Source organism: Leifsonia sp. AG29, from assembly GCF_009765225.1.
In the GTDB taxonomy this organism is placed as follows: domain Bacteria; phylum Actinomycetota; class Actinomycetes; order Actinomycetales; family Microbacteriaceae; genus Leifsonia.
Genome location: NZ_VMSF01000001.1, coordinates 304,915 through 319,657 on the forward strand (window position 1 = coordinate 304,915; position 14,743 = coordinate 319,657).

13 protein-coding genes are annotated in these 14,743 nt (G+C 68.7%); 5 read left to right on the forward strand and 8 right to left on the reverse strand.

Features of this window, described 5'->3' with window-relative positions:
- The first annotated feature begins 1 nt into the window (after position 1).
- Complete coding sequence (locus FPT20_RS01525) at positions 2 to 1,975, forward strand: ABC transporter ATP-binding protein (RefSeq protein WP_158861912.1); 1,974 nt, start codon at positions 2 to 4, stop codon at positions 1,973 to 1,975.
- 278 nt (positions 1,976 to 2,253) lie between these two features.
- Complete coding sequence (locus FPT20_RS01530) at positions 2,254 to 2,538, forward strand: hypothetical protein (RefSeq protein WP_158861913.1); 285 nt, start codon at positions 2,254 to 2,256, stop codon at positions 2,536 to 2,538.
- Positions 2,539 to 2,650: 112 nt separating this feature from the next.
- Here the strand turns inward: FPT20_RS01530 and FPT20_RS01535 are convergent, their stop codons facing one another.
- Positions 2,651 to 2,932 (reverse strand): Fe-S cluster assembly protein HesB, encoded by a 282-nt coding sequence (locus FPT20_RS01535; RefSeq protein ID WP_158861914.1) that lies wholly within the window; start codon positions 2,930 to 2,932, stop codon positions 2,651 to 2,653.
- 122 nt (positions 2,933 to 3,054) lie between these two features.
- Positions 3,055 to 3,597, reverse strand: a complete 543-nt coding sequence (locus FPT20_RS01540; protein WP_158861915.1) for a type 1 glutamine amidotransferase domain-containing protein — start codon at positions 3,595 to 3,597, stop codon at positions 3,055 to 3,057.
- Between the two features lie 57 nt (positions 3,598 to 3,654).
- Here FPT20_RS01540 and FPT20_RS01545 point away from each other — a divergent pair, with 57 nt between their 5' ends.
- Positions 3,655 to 4,479: an aldo/keto reductase gene (locus tag FPT20_RS01545; protein WP_158861916.1), complete on the forward strand. Its 825-nt coding sequence runs from the start codon at positions 3,655 to 3,657 to the stop codon at positions 4,477 to 4,479.
- 44 nt (positions 4,480 to 4,523) lie between these two features.
- Here the strand turns inward: FPT20_RS01545 and FPT20_RS01550 are convergent, their stop codons facing one another.
- A complete protein-coding gene (locus FPT20_RS01550) occupies positions 4,524 to 6,680 on the reverse strand; it encodes a S9 family peptidase (RefSeq protein ID WP_158861917.1) in 2,157 nt (718 codons plus the stop codon).
- Positions 6,681 to 6,689: 9 nt separating this feature from the next.
- Positions 6,690 to 8,252 (reverse strand): amino acid permease, encoded by a 1,563-nt coding sequence (locus FPT20_RS01555; RefSeq protein WP_158861918.1) that lies wholly within the window; start codon positions 8,250 to 8,252, stop codon positions 6,690 to 6,692.
- Between the two features lie 105 nt (positions 8,253 to 8,357).
- Here FPT20_RS01555 and FPT20_RS01560 point away from each other — a divergent pair, with 105 nt between their 5' ends.
- Both FPT20_RS01560 and FPT20_RS01565 read left to right on the forward strand, forming a co-directional pair.
- The gene (locus FPT20_RS01560) at positions 8,358 to 10,061 is read left to right on the forward strand and encodes an alpha-glucosidase (protein ID WP_158861919.1); all 1,704 of its coding nucleotides are present in this window, start codon (positions 8,358 to 8,360) and stop codon (positions 10,059 to 10,061) included.
- A 67-nt stretch (positions 10,062 to 10,128) separates the two neighbouring features.
- Positions 10,129 to 10,587, forward strand: a complete 459-nt coding sequence (locus tag FPT20_RS01565; protein WP_158861920.1) for an SRPBCC family protein — start codon at positions 10,129 to 10,131, stop codon at positions 10,585 to 10,587.
- Here the strand turns inward: FPT20_RS01565 and FPT20_RS01570 are convergent.
- The 4 genes from FPT20_RS01570 to FPT20_RS01585 all read right to left on the reverse strand — a co-directional run bounded on the left by FPT20_RS01570 (position 10,574) and on the right by FPT20_RS01585 (position 14,720).
- Positions 10,574 to 11,197 (reverse strand): TetR/AcrR family transcriptional regulator, encoded by a 624-nt coding sequence (locus FPT20_RS01570; RefSeq protein ID WP_158861921.1) that lies wholly within the window; start codon positions 11,195 to 11,197, stop codon positions 10,574 to 10,576. The two genes, FPT20_RS01565 and FPT20_RS01570, sit on opposite strands and share 14 nt — an antisense overlap.
- Positions 11,198 to 11,268: 71 nt before the next feature.
- Complete coding sequence (locus FPT20_RS01575) at positions 11,269 to 13,569, reverse strand: transglycosylase domain-containing protein (RefSeq protein WP_233265348.1); 2,301 nt, start codon at positions 13,567 to 13,569, stop codon at positions 11,269 to 11,271.
- Positions 13,570 to 13,647: 78 nt separating this feature from the next.
- Complete coding sequence (locus tag FPT20_RS01580; protein WP_158861923.1) at positions 13,648 to 14,112, reverse strand: MarR family winged helix-turn-helix transcriptional regulator; 465 nt, start codon at positions 14,110 to 14,112, stop codon at positions 13,648 to 13,650.
- 338 nt (positions 14,113 to 14,450) lie between these two features.
- Complete coding sequence (locus FPT20_RS01585) at positions 14,451 to 14,720, reverse strand: HPr family phosphocarrier protein (RefSeq protein WP_158861924.1); 270 nt, start codon at positions 14,718 to 14,720, stop codon at positions 14,451 to 14,453.
- Positions 14,721 to 14,743 lie beyond the last annotated feature (23 nt).

A 14,743-nucleotide genomic window follows, 5' to 3' on the forward strand; every position in this document is an offset into this window, starting at 1 on the left:
GATGACCCGGACCGACCAGCGCAAGAACCGACGTCGCCCCGCCGAGGAGCCGACCGCCACCGCGATCGTCCTCGACGAGCTCGAGGAGGAGTACGACTTCACGCCGGGCGAGTCCGACGGTGACATGTTCGGCGGAGCCCCCGCCAAGAAGGCGCAGCACTTCTGGCCCTCCTTCGGTCGTCTGCTCGGCCTCCTCCGGCCCGAATGGCTCGGGATGGTCTTCGTGACGCTGCTCACGGTGGTCTCGGTCGCCCTCGTGGTGATCGCGCCGAAGCTGCTGGGTCAGGCCACCGACATCATCGTGCAGGGCTTCACGAGCTCCGCACAGGGCGGAGCCGGCATCGATTTCGTCGCCCTCGGGCGTCTCCTCATGATCGTTCTCGCCTTCTACATCGCTGCGTCGCTGCTCCAGTGGTGGCAGGGCTACCTGCTGAACGGGCTGGTGATGCGGGTGGTCTACCACCTGCGCGAGTCGGTGGAGGCGAAGCTCAACCGCCTCCCCCTGAGCTACTTCGACACGCGTCAGCGCGGCGACCTCATGTCGCGGGTGACCAACGACGTCGACAACATCCAGACCGCGCTGCAGCAGGCGTTCTCGCAGCTCATCCAGTCGGTGCTGACCGTCCTCGGCATCGGGATCATGATGTTCATCGTGTCGTGGCAGCTCGCCCTGATCGCGCTGATCTCCATTCCGCTCTCCGGCATCATCGCCGGCGTGATCGGCTCCCGCTCGCAGAAGCTGTTCAAAGCGCAGTGGGCTTCGACCGGCGCGCTCAACGGGCACATCGAGGAGTCGTACTCCGGCCTCGACCTCGTGCGCTCGTTCGGCCGCGACGAGGTCATGCTCGAGGAGTTCGACCGCCGGAACGACAAGCTCCACCGGTCGATGGTCGGAGCCCAGTTCGTCTCGGGCATGATCATGCCCGCGATGAACTTCGTCTCCTACCTCTCGTACGTGCTCATCGCCGTCGTCGGCAGCCTGCGCGTCACGGCCGGCCAGATGACCATCGGAGACGTCACCGCCTTCATCCAGTACTCGCGGGAGTTCTCGCAGCCGGTCGGCCAGATCGCCGGCATGGCCAACATGCTGCAGTCCGGGGTCGCCTCGGCGGAGCGCACGTTCGAGTTCCTCGACTCGGAGGAGCAGTCGGCCGACACGGAGGCCGAGCACCTCCCGGAGCGCGCCGACGGCCGGGTGGAGCTCGAGCACGTCGACTTCTCGTACGACCCCGAGACGGAGCTCATCCGCGACCTGTCCCTGTCCGTCCAGCCGGGCCAGACGGTGGCCATCGTCGGCCCGACCGGCGCCGGCAAGACGACCCTCGTCAACCTCATCATGCGGTTCTACGAGCTCAACGCCGGAGCGATCCGCCTCGACGGCGTCGACACCACGCACCTGTCGCGCGCGGAGCTCCGCGGCCAGGTCGGGATGGTCCTCCAGGACGCGTGGCTGTTCTCCGGCACCATCCGCGAGAACATCCGCTACGGGCGGCTCGACGCCACCGACGACGAGGTGATCGCGGCGGCCAAGGCCACCATGGTCGACCGGTTCGTGCGCCAGCTCCCCGACGGTTACGACACCCTCATCGACTCCGACGGCGGCAACGTCTCCGCGGGTGAGCGCCAGCTCATCACGATCGCCCGCGCCTTCATCGCCAACCCGTCGCTGCTCATCCTCGACGAGGCCACGTCATCGGTCGACACGCGCACCGAGCTGCTCGTGCAGCACGCCATGGCCGCGCTGCGCACCGACCGCACCTCGTTCGTGATCGCGCACCGCCTCTCGACGATCCGCGACGCGCACACGATCCTCGTCATGGAGAACGGCCGCATCGTCGAGCAGGGAGACCACGCCACCCTCCTCGAGCGCCGCGGAGCGTACTACGACCTCTACATGACGCAGTTCCGAGGCGACGACGCCGAATCCGAGCTCGCCCTGCAGGAGGGCGTGACCGCGGGAGCCCCTGCGTCGTAAGTTCCGGCACAGATTCGTGCCGAGTGTGGGCTTCGACTCGCCCCGGGCCCACCTTCGGCACGAATCTCGGCGAGGCGGAAGGCGAATACCCCGTAGTTCGCAGCACAGATTCGTGCTGAATGTGGGCTTCGAGGCGCGCAGGGCCCACATTCGGCACGAATCTCGGGGATGGGAGGCGAGGCGAAGGGAAGGGAGGCGAGGCGGACGACGCGCATACACCGTTTTGCTAGGCAGGTGAACGAGTTGAGGGCGCGACCTGCGACCGGTACAACTGGCTCATGAGCAAGGTCGACGGCACCTCCTTCCCCCCGGGCCCGGAGTACGAGTACGGCGGGTACCACGTCCGCATCGAGCCGGACGGATCGACGACCGGGCGGTGGCGGGTCGTGTCCGACGACGACGACACCTACTTCGGGATCATCGCCGCGGCTGAACCGGTGAAGGGCGAGCCGGAGGTGCACTTCGCCACGCACTTCCCGGGTGAGGAGGAGATCCCTCCCATGCGCATCTGCGCCCAGTGGACGTCGGCCGTGGAGTTCCTCCTCGACGCGGGCGAGGGCTGACCGGCAGCCTTACCGGCAGCCGAAGACGCGCTGCGGACGCGCCGCAGACACGCAGAAGCCCGGAGCCGGCGGACCGGCTCCGGGCTTCTCGCTGTCTCAGGCGAGCGCGGGCTCAGGCGAGTGCGCCGATGGCGAAGCTCACACCGCCCTGGTCGTCGACCGACGCGTCGAGGACCTTGTCGTCGAGCGCCACCGCTGCGCCCGGCTCGAGGAAGAGGCGCGCGCCTCCCGACTCGACGACCTGGTCGGCCGGGTCGGGGGTGGCGGCCACCTCCGCCGCGAAGGCCGTGTGCTCCGGGTTGCTGCTGCTGATCCGCAGGCCAGCGTCGTCTTGCGGTGCCTGCTCCGTCAGTGTCTTGACGATCGTGCTGGCGTTCTCCGTGAGGGTGAGCATGCGCTCTCCTTCCGTTCGATTGCTCAGGAGCCGTCCACGATTCCGCGCTCAGGCGGAACCCGCAACCCTCGCTCCCGTCATTGCCAGGGAACACTCACGTGGCACTCACCCGGCGGTACGGCTCACTCGAACGCGGCGAGGAGCTCCCGGTTGAATGCCGGGATGTCGTCCGGCTTGCGCGACGAGATCAGCGTGAACGGACCGTCGTCCACCACGACCTCCTCGTCCACCCATGTGGCGCCCGCGTTCCGATAGTCGGTCTGGAGGCTCGGCCAGCTGGTCAGGGTGCGCCCGTCGACGACGCCCGCCTCGACGAGCACCCAGCCGCCGTGGCAGATCACCGCGATCGGCTTGCCGGCGTCGGCGAACGCCTTCACCAGCGACACCGCTTCGGGGAACATCCGGACCTGGTCGCCGTTGGCCACACCTCCCGGGAGCACCAGCCCGTCGTACTGGGAGGCGTCCGCCTGGTCGAGCGTCACGTCCACTTGGAAGGTGTCGGCCGGGGTCAGGTGGTTGAAGGCCTGGACCTCGCCCGCGTCCTTCGAGATCAGCTTCGCGGTCCCGCCAGCCTCGGTGATCGCCTGCCACGGGCCGGTCAGCTCCGCCTGCTCGATGCCCTCGGGGCCGACCAGGAAAGCGATCGTCTTGTCATTCACTGCCATGTGTAGTTCTCCTTCCGTGCTCCCAGCTGTACGCCGCGGCCGCGGGAGAATGAACCCATGACAACCATTCCGCAGGTCACTCTCAACGACGGCAATGCCATCCCTCAGCTCGGCTTCGGCGTGTACAAGATCCCCGAGGACCAGACACCGGAGGCGGTGCTCGCCGCGCTGGAGGCGGGCTACCGGCACATCGACACGGCCGCCTTCTACGGGAACGAGCGCGGAGTGGGCGAAGGGATCCGGCGCAGCGGCCTCGACCGCGGCGACGTCTTCGTGACGAGCAAGGTCTGGTGGACCGAGAACGGCTACGACTCGACCCTCCGCTCGTTCGACGCGAGCCTCGAGCGACTCGGCTTCGACACCATCGACCTCTTCCTCATCCACTGGCCCGCACCGCGCAGCGACAAGTACGTCGAGACGTGGCGTGCGCTCGAACGGGTTCACGAGGAGGGGCGGGCCCGCTCGATCGGGGTCGCCAACTTCCACACGCACCACCTCGAGCGCCTCGCCCGCGAGACCGCCACCGTGCCCGTCGTCAACCAGGTCGAGCTGCACCCGTGGCTGCCCCAGGCGGGGGTGCGGAGGTACGACGCCGCGCACGGCATCGCGACGGAGGCATGGTCGCCGCTGGCCCGCGGCAGGATCCTGCAGGACCCGACCCTCGAGCGGGTCGCATCCAAGCACGGCGTGACCCCGGCACAGGTGGTGATCCGCTGGGAACTGCAGCTCGGCGTGATCGTCATCCCCAAGTCGACGACCCCCGAGCGGATCCGCCAGAACATCGACGTCTTCGGCTTCGAGCTCGACGGCGACGACCTCGACGCCATCGCGGCCCTTGAGACCGGCGAGCGAACCGGCAAGGACCCGGACGACCTCGGCTGACCGCGGCGGCGTCTCCCGCCCGTCCGCAAGGGCGCAGAAACGCCCTACTCGCCCGAGGGGTGCGCCCCCACCACGTCGAGCAGCCACGCGAGCGCGAAGGCCCGCTCGCGCCACGCGGCGTACCGGCCCGAGACGCCGCCGTGACCGGCCGCCATCTCGATCTTCAGGAGCGCGTCGGCCTGAGCGACGTCCCGCAGCTTGGCGACCCACTTCGCCGGTTCGACGTAGAGCACGCGCGTGTCGTTGAGGCTCGTGATCGCGAGGATCCGCGGATACGGGTGCGGGTGCACGTTCTCGAGGGGCGAGTACGACTTCATGTAGAAGTACACGTCCTCGTCGTGCAGCGGGTCGCCCCATTCGTCCCACTCGATCACCGTGAGGGGCAGGCTCGGGTCGAGGATGCTCGTCAGCGGATCGACGAACGGCACCTCGGCCAGCACGCCCGCGAAGGTCCGCGGAGCGAGATTCGCCACGGCGCCCATGAGCAGCCCGCCGGCACTCCCGCCCTGAGCGGCGAGCCGGTCGGGGCTCGTCCAGCCCTGGTCGACCAGGTGCCGGGCGGCCGCCACGAAGTCGGTGAACGTGTTCTTCTTGTGGAGCTTCTTGCCGTGCTCGTACCAGAGCCTCCCGAGCTCGCCGCCGCCGCGGACGTGCGCGATCGCGAAGACGACGCCGCGGTCGAGGAGGCTGAGGCGCGGGATGCTGAAGGACGGATCCATGCTCGCCTCGTACGAGCCGTACCCGTAGAGCACGAGCGGGGCCGGCTCGCCCGGGGTGACGAGGTCGCGGCGGTAGACGAGCGATACGGGGATCCTGGTCCCGTCGGACGCGACGGCCCATTCGCGCCGCTGCGCGAAGAGCTCGGGGTCGAACTCGCCGAGCACGGGCTGCTGCTTCCGGAGGTGCAGCTCGCCGGTGCGGACGTCGTAGTCGTAGACGCTCGACGGGGTCACGAAGCTGCCGTATCCCAGACGGAGGTACGGCTGCTCCCACTCCGGGTTGCCGCGGAGCCCGACGGTGAACAGTTCCTCCTCGAAGGGGAGCTCGTGCAGCGTGTCGTCAGCAGCAGCGCCGGCACCGCCTTCGGCCGCCGCGCCCTCGGGCAGGCGCGCGACCGCCACCCGGGTCATGCCCTCGCGGCGGTATTCGAGCGCGACGAAGTCGCGGAACGCGTCGACTCCCTCCAGGCGCACGGCGGGGTCGTGGGGGAGGAGCGTGCGACGCGGCCCCTCCGGGTCGTCGGCGGCGACGCTCACCAGCTCGAAGTTCACGGCGCCGTCGTTGTGCACGATGAGGAGGCGGTCGCGGCCGCCCACGACGACGTGCTCGATGTCGTACTCGACCCCCTCCTTGCGCGGCCAGACGACGCGGAACTCGCCCGTGGGGTCGTCGGAGCGCAGCAGCCGGCTCTCGCTCGTGACGTTCGACCCGGCCTCGATCACCAGGTACCGGCGGCTGCGGGTGAGCCCGACCCCGATCCAGTACCGCTCGTCGGGCTCGTGGAACACCTGCGCATCGGCGGTCCCCGGCCCGTCGCCCACCCGGTGCCGCCAGACGGTGTCCGGTCGCCACGACTCGTCGACGGTCGTGTAGAAGATGTATTCGCCGGTCTGGTCGAACAGGGCGCCGGACGCCGTTCCCGCGATCTCGTCCGGGAACACGGCACCGTCGTCCGTCAGGGACCGGACACGCAGCGTGTACCGTTCGTCGCCCTCCGTGTCGACCGCGTAGAGCAGCCGCGTGCCGTCGGCGCTGACGTCGAAACTGCCGAGCGCGTAGAACTCGTGCCCCTCCGCCTCCGCGTTGTCGTCGAGCAGGACCTGCTCGCCGGGCAGACCCTCCCGCTGCGCCTGCTCGTCGAGCGACGGAGGCGTCCAATCGTCGGGGGCCGCGATCGGGGCGCGGCAGTGGATGCCGTACTGCTTCCCCTCCACGGTCCGCGTGTAGTACCACCACTCGCCCTCGCGGGTGGGGACGCTCAGGTCCGTCTCGCGCGTCCGGGCCTTGATCTCGTCGAAGATCTGCTCGCGTAGCAGTGCCAGGTGCTCGGTCCTCGCGTTCGTGTACGCGTTCTCCTCGTGGAGGTGCGCGATGACGGCGGGGTCGTCCTTCTCGCGCATCCACTCGTAGTCGTCGACGTAGACATCGCCGTGGTGGGCGCGCGCGACGGGGTGCTTCGGTGCGGTGGGCGGGGTGAGCATGCCTTCAGGCTACCGGGCGCCTCCGCGGCTCCTCGTGCTGCTCCCGCGCCGTGCGGGGACGACCGGGTGCGCTCCGGTGTAGCCCTCGCGCTCCTTCGCGATCGCCATGATCCGCGAGCGCTGCGCGTACCAGCCGAGCACGAGCAGCGGGATGATGACGACGAGCGAGGCCACGGTGAAGGTCCCGGTCGGGTAGTCGAACGCCATGAGCACGAGCACCGAGGCGAGGAAGGCGAGCGTCAGCCACGCGGTGAACGGCGCGCCGAAGAGCCGGAACGCCGGCCGCTCCATCCGCCCGGTCAGCGCCCACCGGCGCAGCTGCATCTGGCAGAGGACGATCATGCCCCAGCTCGTGATGATCCCGAGGGAGGCGACGTTGAGCACGATGTTGAACGCCTGCTCGGGCACGACCAGGTTGAGGAAGACGCCGAGGACTCCGATGCACGCGGTGAGGAGGATGCCCCCGTAGGGAACTCCGCGGCTGTTCATGCGGGCGGTGAAGCGCGGCGCGGCACCCGTGGTGGCCATCGAGTGGAGGATGCGCCCCGTCGAGTACATGCCGGCGTTCAGACTCGACAGCGCGGCGGTCAGGACGACGAAGTTCATGACCGAGCCGATGATCGCGCTGAGCTGCGGGCCGCCGAGGTGGCTGAAGACCGTGACGAACGGGCTCTCGCTCCCGCTGTACGCGCTGGCCGGGAGGAGCAGCGCCAGCAGGAGCACGGAACCGCAGTAGAACACCGCGATGCGGAACACGACGCTGTTGATGGCGCGCGGCATGATCCGCTCGGGCTCGGCCGTCTCGCCGGCCGCGATGCCGACCAGCTCGACGCCCGCGTAGGCGAAGACGACGCCCTGCACCAGGACGACGGCCATCGCGATCGTCGCGACGCCGTGGGGCAGCAGCCATCCGTTCCGGGCGAGCATGGCGACGCCCGTGGGCCCCTCATCGGTCGGCCATCCCGCCGCGAGGACGACGATCCCGACGATCAGGAAGGCGACGAGCGCGCCGATCTTGATGAGCGCGAACCAGAACTCCATCTCGCCGAACACCTTGACCGAGATGAGGTTGAGGCTGACGACGACGATGAGGGCGATCAGGGCGAGCAGCCACTGCGGCACGGCCGAGAACAGGCTCCAGTACTTCACGTACAGGGCGACGGCGGTCGAGTCGACGATCGCGGTCATCGCCCAGTTGAGGAAGTACATCCACCCGGCGACGTAGGCCATCTTCTCGCCGTAGAACTCGCGCGCGTACGACACGAACGACCCCGAGGACGGGCGGTGCAGCACGAGCTCGCCCAGGGCGCGGAGCACCAGGAAGGCGAAGAAGCCGCACACGGCATAGACGAGCACGAGCAGCGGGCCGCCGTCGGCGAGGCGCCCGCCGGCGCCGAGGAACAACCCGGTGCCGATCGCGCCGCCGATGGCGATCATCTGCAGCTGCCGTGACGACAGCGCCTTGTGGTAGCCCTCCTGCTCGCTCGAGAAGTCCTGAACGGCCTGGCCGACGTCGCCCAGGTGCTCGCGACGGTTCTCCAGCTCCTCGGCCGGGTCATGCGGTGTGCTCAACGGCGCCTCCCTCTCCGGCCGTTCACTGTACCCGAGCCGCGCGCAGCCCCGGGACGCCGGGCGCCGGAGGAGGAACGGCCGCCTCGCCCCGGGTAGGGTGGGCGCGTGAGTGACAAGTGGTGGCGTTCGGCCGTGGTGTACCAGGTGTATCCCCGCAGCTTCGCGGACAGCGACGGCGACGGCATCGGCGACCTCCGGGGAGTCATCGAGCACCTCGATCACCTGGAGGAGCTCGGCGTCGACGTGGTCTGGCTCTCGCCCATCTACGCGTCTCCCCACGACGACAACGGCTACGACATCAGCGACTACCGCGCGATCGACCCGCTCTTCGGCACGTTCGACGACTTCGACGAGCTGCTGGAGGGCCTCCACTCCCGCGGGATGAAGCTCGTCATGGACCTCGTCGTGAACCACACCTCCGACGAGCACCCGTGGTTCATCGAGTCGGCCGCCTCGCTCGACAGCCCGAAGCGCGACTGGTACTGGTGGCGTCCGCCCCGCGACGGCAAGCGTCCGGGCGAGGCCGGAGCGGAGCCCAACAACTGGGGATCGTCGTTCTCGGGGCCCGCCTGGCAGCTCGATCCCACGACGGGCGAGTACTTCCTCCACCTGTTCTCGCGAAAGCAGCCGGACCTCAACTGGGGGAACCCGGAGGTCCGCGACGCCGTCTACGACATGATGAACTGGTGGCTCGACCGCGGCGTCGACGGGTTCCGGATGGACGTCATCAACTTCATCTCGAAGGACACGTCCCTCCCGGACGGCCCGGTGCAGCCCGGTGCGCTGTACGCGTCGCCGCACCCGATGGTCGCCGACGGACCGCGGATCCACGAGTTCCTCCACGAGATGCACGAGCGCGTGTTCGGCGGGCGCGACGACCGCTATCTGACGGTCGGCGAGATGCCCGGCGTGACCATCGAGCACGCCCAGCGCTTCACCGACCCGGCGAACGCCGAGGTCGACATGGTGTTCCAGTTCGAGCACGTCGACCTCGACCACGGTCCGGGCGGCAAGTGGGACCACCGGCCGATCACGGTCGTCGACCTCAAGCAGAACCTCACGCGATGGCAGGAGGGACTGGCCGAGCGCGGCTGGAACAGCCTCTACTGGAACAACCACGACCAGCCGCGGGTCGTCAGCCGTTTCGGCGACGACCGGCCGGAGTTCCGCGCTGCGTCGGCGAAGGCGCTCGGCACGGTGCTGCACCTCATGCGCGGCACCCCGTACGTCTACCAGGGCGAGGAGCTCGGCATGACGAATGTGCCGTTCGACTCGATCGACGACTTCCGCGACATCGAGTCCCTCAACCACTACGCGGAGGCGGTGGACCTGCTCGGCGAGCCGGCGGACGAGGTGCTGGCGGCGCTGCGGCGGACGAGCCGCGACAACGCGCGCACGCCCATGCAGTGGTCGGCCGGCCCGAACGCCGGGTTCAGTTCCGGGACGCCGTGGATCGCACCCAACCCGAACCACACCTCCATCAACGCGGCAGACCAGCGCGAGGACCCCGAGTCGGTGTTCTCGCACTATCGCAGGCTGATCGCCCTCCGTCACGCCTCCGAGGTCGTCGCCGTCGGCGATTACGAGCTCGTGCTGCCGGAGCACCCGGCGATCTTCGGGTATACGCGCAGCCTCGGTGAGCGGTCCCTCCTGGTGCTCGCCAACGTCAGCAGCGAGCCCGTGCGCTTCGACACGAAGTCCCTCCCCGGGTGGGACTCCGCCGAACCGGTGCTGCGCAGCGGACCCGCCGGCGCCGCGTCGGTGTGGGGCGAACTCGCTCCGTGGGAGGCGGTCGTTCTCGCGCGCTGACGCGAACCGCTCTTGCGCACACCGCCCCGCGGGTGTGTGATTGCTGGCACGAACCGGGGAGGCTGTCATGGGGAATTTCGTCGCGCGAGCCGAGGTCGACGTGCGGGCGCCGCGGCGCATCGTGTGGAACCTCCTCACGTCGAACGGCTCGCATCCGGAGATCATGTTCGGCGCCGAGATCGAGTCGGAGTGGCGCCTCGGCTCGCGCATCGTGTGGCGAGGCGAGTGGGAGGGACGCACCTTCGAGGACCACGGCCGGGTTCTCGAACTCGACGATCGCGAGGAGCCGTGGCGGCTGGTGCTCACCCACTTCAGCCCGCTGACCGGCCAGCCGGACGTGCCCGAGAACTATCACGGCCTCCACTTCGAGCTGGACGAGACGCCGGAGGGGACGCACGTGACGCTCGACCAGGACAACAACCCCACCCGTGAGGCGGCGCAGCACTCGCAGGACAACTGGGCGGCCATGCTCGCGGGCGTGAAAGCCGTCGCCGAGAGGCAGGCCGCCGGGGCTAACCGGCCTTAGCGGTCTGCGCCTTGGGCTCCAGCGCCGCGCTCTGCCGCACCTCGGTGAGGAAGGCCCCGAGGAAGACGTCGAAGGCTGCGACCGTGCCGTTCCGGTCGCCGCTCAGCAGATAGCCGAAGTGGAGTCCGGCGGCGCTGTCCACGAGCCAGTGGGCGAGCACCCCGGCTCTCCGCGTGTCGACGCCCTGCTTCTTGATCCAGGTCTTGACGAGGTCGCGCCAGGCGATGAAGGCGGTCGTGATGCGCTTGCCGATGTCGGGGTCGATCGGCTCGAGCACGCCCGCCTCGAACTGCAGGCGCAGGGCCGTCCGGTTGTTGTCGCGGAGCGAGTGCCGGAACGCCTCCCGGTACCAGTCGTGGAACTGCTCCGGCGAGAAGGACGTGACGTCGACGCCCTCGAGCGACTGGGACTGCTGGCGCACCCCCTCCTCGAGGATCGCGTCGATCATCTCCTGCCGCGAGCCGAAATGGTAGACGAACGAGTAGGTGCTGACGCCCAGCGCGCTGGCCAGACTCCGGAACGTCATACGGGAAAGCGGCTCCGTGGCCACGTGGTCCATGATTCGGGCCAGCAGCTCGGGCTTGCGATTCGGATCGGGTGTGCGTCCCATAGCGATAACGATAGCTTCGGGTATCTCCCGCGGGACTAGTAGTTTCGGAGCCTGCGCGAGCTTTCAGGCGATCAGCCGTTGCCCTTGCCGTTACCCTTGCCCTGGCCGGCGTTGCCGCCGGGTGCCGGGGGAGCCGGGTTCGTCGGAGCCCCCGGTGCGGGCGCGGGCGCGGCCGGGGTGGGTGCTTTGGCCGCGGGCGCGTTGATGTACTTGGCGGGCGGCGCCGGGAAGGCCGCACCTCCGTAGATGCCGTCGAGCGCGGTCTGGATGCGCTTCACGATCGCGAACTTCACGTCGCCGCCGCCGACACCCTGGAACTGCTGGCTGCGAAGGGCGACCTGGCCGGAGATGTTGCCGACCCACGTCGCCTGCGCGATCCGGGTCGTGGAGGTGACGAGCCAGTTCTCGATCGAGTTGTCGGTCGTTCCGGTCTTGCCGAAGATCGGGACGCCGTCACCGGGGTTGGCCGACGCCGCCGTCCCGCCGCCGCGCAGCACGCCCTGGAGCGCGTAGATCGCGGCCGCCGCGATGCCCGGGTCGATCGGCGTGCTCGAGCACACGCTCTTCGGGACCGGGTGATCGGTGCCGTCCGACTGGATGATCCGGTCGATCGCGACCGGGCTGCACGCGACGCCGTTGTTGGCGAGGCCGGCGTACGCCGTCGCCATCGTGATCGGCGCGATGTAGTTCGTGCCGAGCACGGAGGAGGGGTTCGCCATGTAGCGGTTCGTGGCCTCATCGGCGCCGTGGACGAGGAGATCCTGCGCGCGTTCCTTGATGCCGCAGAGGTCGATCATGGTCGCCATCTTCGCGAAGATCGAGTTGATGGAGGCGGCGGTCGCGTTCATGACGGTCGTCGCCGTCACCGACTCGCCCTCGTCGTTCGCGACGGACCACGGTGCGCCGCCGATGTCGTTGCACGGGTTGCTCTCGTGGAACGCACTCTGCGGGAACAGGTGCTGGGTGCCGTTGACCGTCTCATAGAGGGAGTGGCCCTCCTGGAGCCACTCGAGCAGGTCGAAGGCCTTGTACGACGATCCGGTCTGGAAGCCCTCCGAACCGCCGTCGTTGTAGTCGGTGTTGTAGTTGACCGCCGTCGTGCCGGGGGCCGGATCGGCCGTGTTGTCGTACGGGCGGTTCTGCACCATCGTCACGATGCGGCCGGTGCCGACCTCGACCGACACGTTGGACGAGCCGAGGTCGAGGTTGGGGCTCGTCGGCGGGATGTAACTGCTGAGGGCCTGCTGCGCTGCGCCCTGGAGGTCGAGGTTCAGCGACGTGTAGATCTTGAGGCCGCCACGGGTCAGGAAGCCGCTGCGGTCGTCCTCGGTCTTGCCGAAGATCGGGTTCTGCTCGATCTGGCGTTCGACGTAGTCGCAGAAGAAGGCCGCGTTGAACTGCTGCGCCGTCATGCAGCCGTTCTGCATCGTGCTGATGTGCGGCTCGATCTTCGTCTTCTTGGCCTCATCGTGCTCGGCCTTGGTGATCTTGCCGTTGACGAGCATCCGGTCGAGCACGTAGTTGCGGCGGTTCAGAGTCGCCTGATAGCCGTTCGCCGCCCCGTTGTCCTTGCTGTTCGGCCGGTCGATGCGCAGGTTGTCGGGATTGTTGAGGATCGCGACCAGGGTCGCGGCCTGCTGGAGGTTCACCTGCTGCGCGGAGACGCCGAAGTAGTACTCGGCGGCCGACTGCACCCCGTAGACGCGCCCGCCGAAGAGCGCGATGTTGAGGTAGCTCTGCAGGATCTGGTTCTTCGAGTACTCCTTCTCGAGCCCGATCGCGTACCGCATCTCCTTGAGCTTGCGGGAGGGGTCGACCTTGGTCGCGTCGTTGTAGCAGGACTCGTAGGCCGTGAGCTGCTTCTTCTGGACGGCGGCCGAGGCGGTCGGGTCGGGCTGCTTGCTCTCGCAGCGCTGCACGAGGATGTTCTTGACGTACTGCTGCGTGATCGACGAGCCTCCCTGCACCGACTTGTGCAGGGCCGTGAGGACAGCGCCGCGGATGGTGCCCGTGACGTCGACGCCGCCGTGCTCGTAGAAGCGGGGGTCCTCGGTGGCTACAGCGGCGTCTTTGAGGTTCTGCGAGATCTGGTCCCAGCCGACCTCGATGCGGTTCTGCGAGTAGAACGTCGCGATCGGCGCCCACTGGCCGCCGGTGAGGGCGTACATCGTCGAGGCCTGCGCGAGCGGCTCCACCTTGACGTACTCCGGGAGGCTGTCGAAGACGCTGATCGTGGAATCGGCGGCCGACCCGGTCAGTGCGACCGCCGGAGTGACGGCGGCGGCGGCCAGCAGGCCGGCGACGCCGCTCAGCGCCACGAACCCGAGGAGGGCAGGTGCCCACTTCCATCTGCTGCGTCTCTCGGGAGTCATGCGCGCCATGATACGCGGAGGAGGTGAGTGCACCCCGCTCGCGCGGCCCGGGTTGTGGAGAGTCCGTTCACAGAGTAATCAGGCGCCGTCGCGCAGCTTGTCGCACAGCCGCGCGAGCGTCTCGAGCTCCTCGGGGGAGAGCTTGGTGCCGACCCGCTCCGAGATGGTGCGGGTGTGCTCGACCGCCACTCGGCGGAACATCTCGAACCCCTTGTCGGTGAGCTGGATCACCGCGCCGCGAGCGTCCGACGGCTCCGGGCATTTCGCCACGAGGCCCTGGGCGACGAGCCGGTCGACGAGCCGGCTCACGCTCGGCTGGGTGAGCAGGACGTGCTTGTTCAGGTCTCGCAGCCGCAGGCGCCGGTCGGGCTGCCGCGACAGGTTGAAGAGCACGTCGTACTCGTTGAAGGAGATGTCGCGGGTGGGGAACTCTGCCGCCAGCGTGCGCATCACGGCGACCTGGGCGCGGAACAGCGACTCCCAGGCGGTGACCGCACTCGTGCGCGTGTGCTTGGCGGGCGCGGCGGTCGCGCTCTCAGCCATGGTGCCTCCCGGGGACGGACCTCAATGCATTCGCATCTTCTCATCATCGTCCGACACGGGCATCCGTGCTACCACGGCAGGCGGCGCGGGATTCGCGGAGCGATCACGTCGCCTGGTGTGCCCGGGGAGGCGGTTAAAAGATTGAGGGCCGGCCGCAGAGGCTAGCGGCCGGCCCTCTCCCTTGCACCAAGAGTGTCCTGCAATCACATTCCGCGATGGCTGCCACAGCAAACAACCATTGCTCTTGAACTGTATAACGAAGTGGTAACGGGCGCTAGTTACCAATCCGTTATTTTTTCTGCGAGTTCGCTATGCGCCCCTGTGCGGTCTCGGAGTCGCTACTCGGCGTCGAGGTCGCGCTCGAGGAGCGAGACCAGTCCGTCGAGGGCCGCCTCCGCCCCGGGAGCCTCGGACCTCAGGGTCACGACGGTGCCCTTGTTGGCGGCGAGCCCCATGAGCGACAGGATGCTGCCGGCGTTCAGGTCGGGCCCGTCGCCGACGGCGATGGTGACCGGGATCCCGGTCTCCTGCACCGCCTGGACGAAGAGCTTCGCGGGTCGTGCGTGGAGCCCGGAGGCGCTGCCCACGGTCGCCGTGCGTTCGGTCATGTCGATCCTCTTTCCTTCTTCGT

What these genes read in the sequence shown, in the direction of transcription:
- FPT20_RS01530 (WP_158861913.1), top strand. Translation starts at nt 2,254, where the DNA reads ATGAGCAAGGTCGACGGCACCTCCTTCCCCCCGGGCCCGGAGTACGAG.
- FPT20_RS01565 (WP_158861920.1), top strand. Translation starts at nt 10,129, where the DNA reads ATGGGGAATTTCGTCGCGCGAGCCGAGGTCGACGTGCGGGCGCCGCGG.
- FPT20_RS01535 (WP_158861914.1), bottom strand. Translation starts at nt 2,932, where the DNA reads ATGCTCACCCTCACGGAGAACGCCAGCACGATCGTCAAGACACTGACG.
- FPT20_RS01575 (WP_233265348.1), bottom strand. Translation starts at nt 13,569, where the DNA reads ATGACTCCCGAGAGACGCAGCAGATGGAAGTGGGCACCTGCCCTCCTC.
- FPT20_RS01550 (WP_158861917.1), bottom strand. Translation starts at nt 6,680, where the DNA reads ATGCTCACCCCGCCCACCGCACCGAAGCACCCCGTCGCGCGCGCCCAC.
- FPT20_RS01580 (WP_158861923.1), bottom strand. Translation starts at nt 14,112, where the DNA reads ATGGCTGAGAGCGCGACCGCCGCGCCCGCCAAGCACACGCGCACGAGT.
- FPT20_RS01570 (WP_158861921.1), bottom strand. Translation starts at nt 11,197, where the DNA reads ATGGGACGCACACCCGATCCGAATCGCAAGCCCGAGCTGCTGGCCCGA.
- FPT20_RS01525 (WP_158861912.1), top strand. Translation starts at nt 2, where the DNA reads ATGACCCGGACCGACCAGCGCAAGAACCGACGTCGCCCCGCCGAGGAG.
- FPT20_RS01585 (WP_158861924.1), bottom strand. Translation starts at nt 14,720, where the DNA reads ATGACCGAACGCACGGCGACCGTGGGCAGCGCCTCCGGGCTCCACGCA.
- FPT20_RS01545 (WP_158861916.1), top strand. Translation starts at nt 3,655, where the DNA reads ATGACAACCATTCCGCAGGTCACTCTCAACGACGGCAATGCCATCCCT.
- FPT20_RS01540 (WP_158861915.1), bottom strand. Translation starts at nt 3,597, where the DNA reads ATGGCAGTGAATGACAAGACGATCGCTTTCCTGGTCGGCCCCGAGGGC.